Genomic DNA, 5,946 nt, shown 5'->3' with positions numbered 1-5,946 from the left:
CGTCCGGCACCCCGCCCCCGACGGGCCGTGGCGGCTGATCGACGTGGACGACCTGGGGCTCGGCGTCCCCGCCTGGGACCTCGCCCGCCCCGCCGCCTGGTACGCCTGCGGGCTCCTGCCGCCCGACACCTGGACCCGCTTCCTCGCCGCCTACCGGGCGGCCCGCGGCCCGGCCGTGCCCGCCGCCGGCGACCCCTGGCCCGCCCTGGACGTCCCGGCCCGCGCCCTCACCGTGCAGACGGCCGCCCTGGCGATCACCAAGGCACTGACGGCGCACCGCCCGCTGGACGAGGCCGAGCGGGCCCTCGTCGGCGCCTGCGCCCGCATGACGGCCGTGCCGTACGCCACTTGACCCGCTGAATCCCGCCACCGGGCGCAACCACGCGCCGGGAAACGGAGTCTGTCCTGGGGAACCACCAAGCAGGACCGACCGGCGAGGAGTTGAGCCGACGATGCACTGTCCGAAGTGCCACGCGCCCATGCAGACGTACAACCGCAGCGGCGTCCAGATCGAGCAGTGCAGCGGGTGCCGCGGCATCTTCCTCGACTACGGCGAGCTGGAGGCCCTGACCCAGCTGGAGTCCCAGTGGTCCAAGCCGGTGCCGCCGGCCCCGCCCGCCGCCCAGCCGTACCCGGCCCCGTCCGCGCCCGCCTGGGGCGCCCCGTACGGCGGCCACCCCTACGAGCACGGACACCACGGGCACCCCGAACGCCACCACCGCAGCTTCACCCACATGCTGTTCTCCAGCTAGAGCGCTGCGACCTAGAGTGCTGCGACCTGCAAGGTTCACCGGCAAACCTTTCCGGCCACAGCACCAGGGCGGAACGCGGAAGCCCCCGGCCACGAGATGGCCGGGGGCTTCTTGACGTGTGGACGATACTGGGATTGAACCAGTGACCTCTTCCGTGTCAGGGAAGCGCTCTCCCGCTGAGCTAATCGTCCGCGGACCGTGATCCGGGGATCACCGTCAGTGCGCGATACTGGGATTGAACCAGTGACCTCTTCCGTGTCAGGGAAGCGCTCTCCCGCTGAGCTAATCGCGCGGGGTCCGGATCCTCGTCGGATCCGCCGATCTCCGGACGAGCCGAAGATCCAGTGGACGATACTGGGATTGAACCAGTGACCTCTTCCGTGTCAGGGAAGCGCTCTCCCGCTGAGCTAATCGTCCTTGGAGGTGGAGACGGGATTTGAACCCGTGTAGACGGCTTTGCAGGCCGTTGCCTCGCCTCTCGGCCACTCCACCAGGAGTGTAGGGGATCGGGACGACCCCTACTTCCTTCGAGCGGACGACGAGGCTCGAACTCGCGACCTCAACCTTGGCAAGGTTGCGCTCTACCAACTGAGCTACGTCCGCTTGTCGTTTCCGGCCCGCTTCCGCGTCCCGGCGACGTGTTGAACTCTAGCGGATTCCCGGGCCAGTACAAAAACGCGTTTGCGCAGCGTGCTGCGGTGCACCCGGCGCAGGCGGTGGTCAGGGCCCCCTCCGGGACATCCCCGGGTCACCCCTCGGACACCCGACCTAGACTCGGCAACGTGCTCCACCACCCTTCCGGACCGCCCCCGCTGGCCCGCTTCGGCGACCGCCTCGCAACCGGCCTCCTCGACGTCACCAGCGATCCCGCCGCCCTGGACTCCAGCGGCTTCTGGGCCGTGTGCGCGGACTTCGAGGGCCGCCTGACCTGTGCCCGCTTCGCGGACGTGCGCCGGGCGCCGGTGCCCGCCCCGGCGCCCGGCGGCTGGCGGGGCCCCGCCGTGACGGACTGGGTCTCCACCCTGGACCGTGCCGCGTACACCGCGGGCGTGCGCCGGATCCGCGCGTCCATAGCGGCCGGCGAGGTCTACCAGGCCAACCTCTGCCGGGTGCTCAGCGCGCCCGTCGCCCCGGACGTCGACGTGGACGCCCTGACCGCCCTGCTGGCCCGCGGCAACCCGGCGCCGTACGCCGGCACCGTCCGGCTGCCCGGGCACGGCGTGGAGATCGCCACCGCGTCCCCGGAGCTGTTCCTGCGCCGGGACGGGCGGACCGTGGAGTCCGGACCCATCAAGGGCACCGGGCGCACCGAGGCGGACCTCCTGGAGAAGGACCACGCCGAGAACGTGATGATCGTGGACTTGGTCCGCAACGACATCGGGCGGGTCTGCGCCACCGGCAGCGTCACCGTCCCCGAGCTGTGCGTGGTGGAGAAGCACCCCGGCCTCGTCCACCTCGTCTCCACCGTCCGCGGCGAGCTGCGCACCGGGGCCGGCTGGCCCGAGCTGTTCGCCGCCGCCTTCCCGCCCGGCTCGGTGACCGGCGCGCCCAAGTCCAGCGCGCTGCGGATCATCGAGGAGCTGGAACCGGTCCCGCGCGGCCCCTACTGCGGCGGCATCGGCTGGGTGGACGCCGACCGGGGCACCGGCGAGCTGGCCGTCGGCATCCGCACCTTCTGGCTGGACCGGGCCGAGGGCGTGCTGCGCTTCGGCGCCGGCGCCGGCATCACCTGGGGGTCGGACCCCGAGCGGGAGTGGCGGGAGACCGAACTGAAGGCGTCCCGGCTGCTCAGGGTAGCGTCGGGGGCGTACGAGGAGAGCGGAGAGGCGTGCGTATGAAGATCTGGCTGGACGGTGGGCTGCGGGACGCGGAGTCCGCACGGGTCTCCGTCTTCGACCACGGGCTGACGGTCGGCGACGGCATCTTCGAGACCGTGAAGGCGGCCCACGGCCGGACGTTCGCCCTCACCCGGCACCTGGACCGGCTGACCCGCTCGGCCCGGGGCCTCGGCCTGCCCGACCCCGACCACGACGAGATCCGCGCGGCCTGCGCCGCCGTCCTGGCCGCCAACCCGATGCCCCTCGGCCGGCTGCGGATCACCTGCACCGGCGGCCACGGCCCGCTCGGCTCCGACCGCGGCGAGCACGGCCCGACCCTGGTGGTCGCCCTCGGCGAGACCAGCCGCCGTCCCGACACCACCGCCGTGATCACCGTCCCCTGGACCCGCAACGAGCGCGGCGCGCTCACCGGTCTGAAGACCACCTCGTACGCCGAGAACGTCGTCGCCCTCGCCCGCGCCCGCGAACACGGCGCCTCCGAGGCCCTGTTCGGCAACACCGTGGGCGAGCTGTGCGAGGGCACCGGGTCCAACGTCTTCGTCGTCCTGGACGGCGAGATCCACACCCCGCCGGTCTCCTCCGGCTGCCTGCCCGGCATCACGCGCGCCCTGGCCGTCGAGTGGACCGGCGCCAGGGAGACCGACCTCCCGATGGACGTCCTGACCCGCGCCGACGAGATCTTCCTGACCTCCACCCTGCGCGACGTCCAGGCCGTGCGCCGCGTCGACGACCGCGAACTCCCCGGCGCCCCGGGCCCGGTGACCGCCAAGGCGATGCGCGTCTTCGACGAGCGCTCCGGGGACGACCTCGACCCGTGAGCCCGGCGATCCCGTAGTACGTGCTGACTCGGCCGTCCGCCGCGGGTAGAACACCTGTGATGACCACCACCCTGCGGCCGGCCGAGCCGCTCCAGCAGCACCCCGACGGCACCTGCTCGCGCCGCTACCAGGTGTGCGTGAACAGCCGCCCCGTCGGCGAGATCCGCCTGTGCACCTCGCCCTCCCTCGGGTCCTCGACGGCCCGCGTCGAGGACCTGGCGATCGCCGAGCCCGACCGGCGCCGCGGCCGGGGCACGGTCGCCGCGCTCGCCGCGGAGGAGGTGGCGCGCGGCTGGGGCTGCCGGCAGATCGAGGCCGTCGTCCCGGCCCCGGGGGACGTCGCGCTGCGCCTGTTCGCCGCCCTCGGCTACACCCTGCGCAACCGCGGCATGGAGAAACGCCTCGGCCCCACCCCGCCGCAGCTGCCGCCGGGCAGTCGCGCGCGGCCCATGACCGAGGCGGAGTTCGCGTCCTGGAAGGCCCGCGAGGGCGAGCGCTACACCCGCATGTGGACCGAGCGGGGCGTCCCCGAGGAGACCGCCCGCGCCAAGGCCCGCGACGACCACGCGCGGCTGCTGCCGCACGGACTCGCGACCGAGGGCGTGCGCTTCAGCGTCCTGGAACACGAGGGCACCAGGGCCGGCACGCTGTGGCTCGCCCTGGGGGAGGGCAGGGCGTTCGTGTACGACGTCGAGGCCGACGCCGCCCTGCGGGGCCGCGGCCACGGCCGCACCCTCATGCTCCTCGCGGAACGCCAGACCCTGGAGTCCGGCCGCTTTCTGCTGGGCCTCAACGTCTTCGCGGGCAACACCCCGGCCGAGCGGCTGTACGAGTCCCTCGGCTACGCGACGACGAGCTACTCCTTGGCGAAGCCGCTGGTGTAGAAGCCGCCGGTGCGGCGGGACCGGGCCGGGCCCCGGCGGGGCTCAGGCGTCCTCGCGGGTCCTGCCGGGACTCAGGCGTCCTCGCCGGCGAGGAGCCGGTCCGCGATCTCCTCGATCCGCGCGCGCAGCCCCTCCTGGCTCTTGCCGCCGTCCAGCCGTTCGCCGCCGACGACGTAGGTGGGGGTGCCGGTCACGCCGATCGCCTTGCCCTCGGCCTGGTCGGCGTCCACGATCAGGATGTGCCGGCCGTCGATCAGCGCGGTGTCCAGTTCCTCGGCGTCCAGCCCGAGTTCACGGGCCACCTCGACCAGGAAGGGTTCTCCCCCGCGGTCCAGCTCCTCGACCCGCTCCAGGACGGCCTCCACGTACGGCCAGCCCTTGCCCTGCGCCTGCGCCTCCTCGGCGGCCTGGGCGGCCGCGAAGGCGTGCTGGTGCCGCTCCAGCGGGAAGTGCCGCAGCCGCACGTCGAGCCGGTCGCCGTAGCGGGCGCGCAGGGCGTGCACGTCGTCCAGGGCGGCGCGGCAGTCGGGGCACTGGAGCTCGCACCAGACGTCGAGGACGAGGGCGTCGGGGCGCGCGGGGGAGGAGTCGCTCATGCGCCCAGTCTTCCAGGCCGTCCGTGACCGTCCCAATCCGACCATGGCACCGCAGGAGGAGACGACCCGGAGATCTCCCTGATGTCCGGCCGGACCGTGGCCGCGGGCCGGCCGGGCGGTGCAGGATGGAAGGGACGAAGCGCCGCACCTCGGCCGTGCCGGGGCGCCTCGCGCGCACCTCTTCCCCCGACCGAGCCCGCCAGGAGGACCGGATGATTGCCGAGACCGTCTGCTCCGCCGTGTCCGCGGCGGGCCTGGGCATAGCGGTGGTCACGGCCTACCGCAGGCGCTTCCTGTCGGCGGCCCGCATCGCGGCCTACTCGCTGGTGCCGGTCGGCCTGGTGATGACGGGCGTCGTGGGCTGGCTCGCCGACACCGCCTTCAGCCCCACCGCCTGGGCGGGCTTCGGGGTGCTGGGCGCGGCCTGGCTGCTGTTCACCGGCACCCGCGCGGCCGAGCGCCGCAGGGCCGGTGGCGCGGGCAGGGAACGCCGGGCGGCACCCGAGACCCGGCCGGGCGTCGCGGCGCCCACGTCCTCCGCACCGGCCGTGCGCGGTGACCGGCGCCCGGCCGCCGCACCCCGCTCCTCCTCCGCCGGTGACGACTTCAGCGACATCGAGGCCATCCTCAAGAAGCACGGCATATGACAGTCACATGACTGGCCGGTGCGACACAGTAGGTCCCCGGACGTGCGGAAACGTTCACCAGCCGAAGCGAGCCGGACGAGAGATCACGGGATTCGGCGAACTCCCGCAAGATCGCGAGTGTTGATCGCCGAGGGCCTGCCGGGTGCGCCATCATCGGCCGCGAGATGGTGGATACGACACAGAGCGAGGCCGCGCCGCCGAAGGACGAGCCGCGCGGGTGCCTCTTCGCCCTTTCCCAGCCGCCGCTGATGATCTTCCTAGCGGTGATCGGGTGTCTGATCCTCATGGCTGCGCTGCACGACCTGCTGTTGCTGTGAGCCGTACACGTCCGTCCCGGCGCCACCCGCCGGGACCGACGTCGCCCGACGCCCCGGCAGCCCGAGCCGTTGCCGCCCCGGCGGGCGGACGCCC

The 5,946-nt window shown here is 73.4% G+C and carries 7 protein-coding genes, 5 tRNA genes and 1 pseudogene; 7 read left to right on the top strand and 6 right to left on the bottom strand.

Features of this window, described 5'->3' with window-relative positions:
* Positions 1–352: pseudogene (locus tag FRZ03_RS34315) on the top strand (aminoglycoside phosphotransferase family protein); the annotation flags it as partial.
* A 100-nt stretch (positions 353–452) separates the two neighbouring features.
* Positions 453–752, top strand: a complete 300-nt coding sequence (locus FRZ03_RS34310; protein WP_146468970.1) for a TFIIB-type zinc ribbon-containing protein — start codon at positions 453–455, stop codon at positions 750–752.
* A 119-nt stretch (positions 753–871) separates the two neighbouring features.
* Here FRZ03_RS34310 and FRZ03_RS34305 read toward each other — a convergent pair.
* The 5 genes from FRZ03_RS34305 to FRZ03_RS34285 form a co-directional block, all read right to left on the bottom strand.
* Positions 872–943, bottom strand: a tRNA-Val gene (locus FRZ03_RS34305).
* A 29-nt stretch (positions 944–972) separates the two neighbouring features.
* Positions 973–1,044 (bottom strand) — tRNA-Val (locus FRZ03_RS34300).
* 53 nt (positions 1,045–1,097) lie between these two features.
* Positions 1,098–1,169, bottom strand: a tRNA-Val gene (locus tag FRZ03_RS34295).
* A 1-nt stretch (position 1,170) separates the two neighbouring features.
* A tRNA-Cys gene (locus FRZ03_RS34290) sits at positions 1,171–1,244 on the bottom strand.
* Between the two features lie 38 nt (positions 1,245–1,282).
* A tRNA-Gly gene (locus FRZ03_RS34285) sits at positions 1,283–1,355 on the bottom strand.
* A 179-nt stretch (positions 1,356–1,534) separates the two neighbouring features.
* On the opposite strand from FRZ03_RS34285, the gene FRZ03_RS34280 reads away from it, so the two are divergent.
* From FRZ03_RS34280 to FRZ03_RS34270, 3 genes are read left to right on the top strand one after another with little or no spacing between them, the layout of a single operon-like run.
* On the top strand, positions 1,535–2,590 hold the full coding sequence (locus FRZ03_RS34280; protein ID WP_186785787.1) for a chorismate-binding protein: 1,056 nt from the start codon (positions 1,535–1,537) through the stop codon (positions 2,588–2,590).
* The gene (locus FRZ03_RS34275) at positions 2,587–3,408 is read left to right on the top strand and encodes an aminotransferase class IV (RefSeq protein ID WP_146468996.1); all 822 of its coding nucleotides are present in this window, start codon (positions 2,587–2,589) and stop codon (positions 3,406–3,408) included. Before FRZ03_RS34280 ends, FRZ03_RS34275 begins: the two co-directional genes overlap by 4 nt.
* Before the next feature lie 59 nt (positions 3,409–3,467).
* Positions 3,468–4,292, top strand: coding sequence for a GNAT family N-acetyltransferase (locus tag FRZ03_RS34270; RefSeq protein ID WP_146468968.1), 825 nt, complete (start codon positions 3,468–3,470; stop codon positions 4,290–4,292).
* Positions 4,293–4,363: 71 nt separating this feature from the next.
* Here the strand turns inward: FRZ03_RS34270 and FRZ03_RS34265 are convergent, their stop codons facing one another.
* Positions 4,364–4,888 carry a DsbA family protein gene (locus FRZ03_RS34265; protein ID WP_186785786.1) on the bottom strand — a complete coding sequence of 175 codons (525 nt, stop codon included), beginning with the start codon at positions 4,886–4,888 and terminating at the stop codon, positions 4,364–4,366.
* 212 nt (positions 4,889–5,100) lie between these two features.
* On the opposite strand from FRZ03_RS34265, the gene FRZ03_RS34260 reads away from it, so the two are divergent.
* Both FRZ03_RS34260 and FRZ03_RS39610 read left to right on the top strand, forming a co-directional pair.
* Positions 5,101–5,535 (top strand): hypothetical protein, encoded by a 435-nt coding sequence (locus tag FRZ03_RS34260; RefSeq protein ID WP_146468966.1) that lies wholly within the window; start codon positions 5,101–5,103, stop codon positions 5,533–5,535.
* A gap of 164 nt (positions 5,536–5,699) precedes the next feature.
* Positions 5,700–5,852, top strand: coding sequence for a hypothetical protein (locus tag FRZ03_RS39610; protein ID WP_167381394.1), 153 nt, complete (start codon positions 5,700–5,702; stop codon positions 5,850–5,852).
* The last annotated feature ends 94 nt before the right edge of the window (positions 5,853–5,946 follow it).

The sequence above is a fragment of the Streptomyces misionensis genome, from assembly GCF_007896895.1.
GTDB classification, from domain to species: Bacteria; Actinomycetota; Actinomycetes; order Streptomycetales; family Streptomycetaceae; genus Streptomyces; species Streptomyces misionensis_A.
This window is presented reverse-complemented; position numbering and strand designations above follow the sequence as displayed.

Excerpts from the sequence above, each read along its gene's own strand:
- FRZ03_RS34310 (WP_146468970.1), top strand. The coding sequence starts at position 453 with ATGCACTGTCCGAAGTGCCACGCGCCCATGCAGACGTACAACCGCAGC.
- FRZ03_RS34275 (WP_146468996.1), top strand. The coding sequence starts at position 2,587 with ATGAAGATCTGGCTGGACGGTGGGCTGCGGGACGCGGAGTCCGCACGG.
- FRZ03_RS34270 (WP_146468968.1), top strand. The coding sequence starts at position 3,468 with ATGACCACCACCCTGCGGCCGGCCGAGCCGCTCCAGCAGCACCCCGAC.
- FRZ03_RS34265 (WP_186785786.1), bottom strand. The coding sequence starts at position 4,888 with ATGAGCGACTCCTCCCCCGCGCGCCCCGACGCCCTCGTCCTCGACGTC.
- FRZ03_RS34260 (WP_146468966.1), top strand. The coding sequence starts at position 5,101 with ATGATTGCCGAGACCGTCTGCTCCGCCGTGTCCGCGGCGGGCCTGGGC.
- FRZ03_RS39610 (WP_167381394.1), top strand. The coding sequence starts at position 5,700 with ATGGTGGATACGACACAGAGCGAGGCCGCGCCGCCGAAGGACGAGCCG.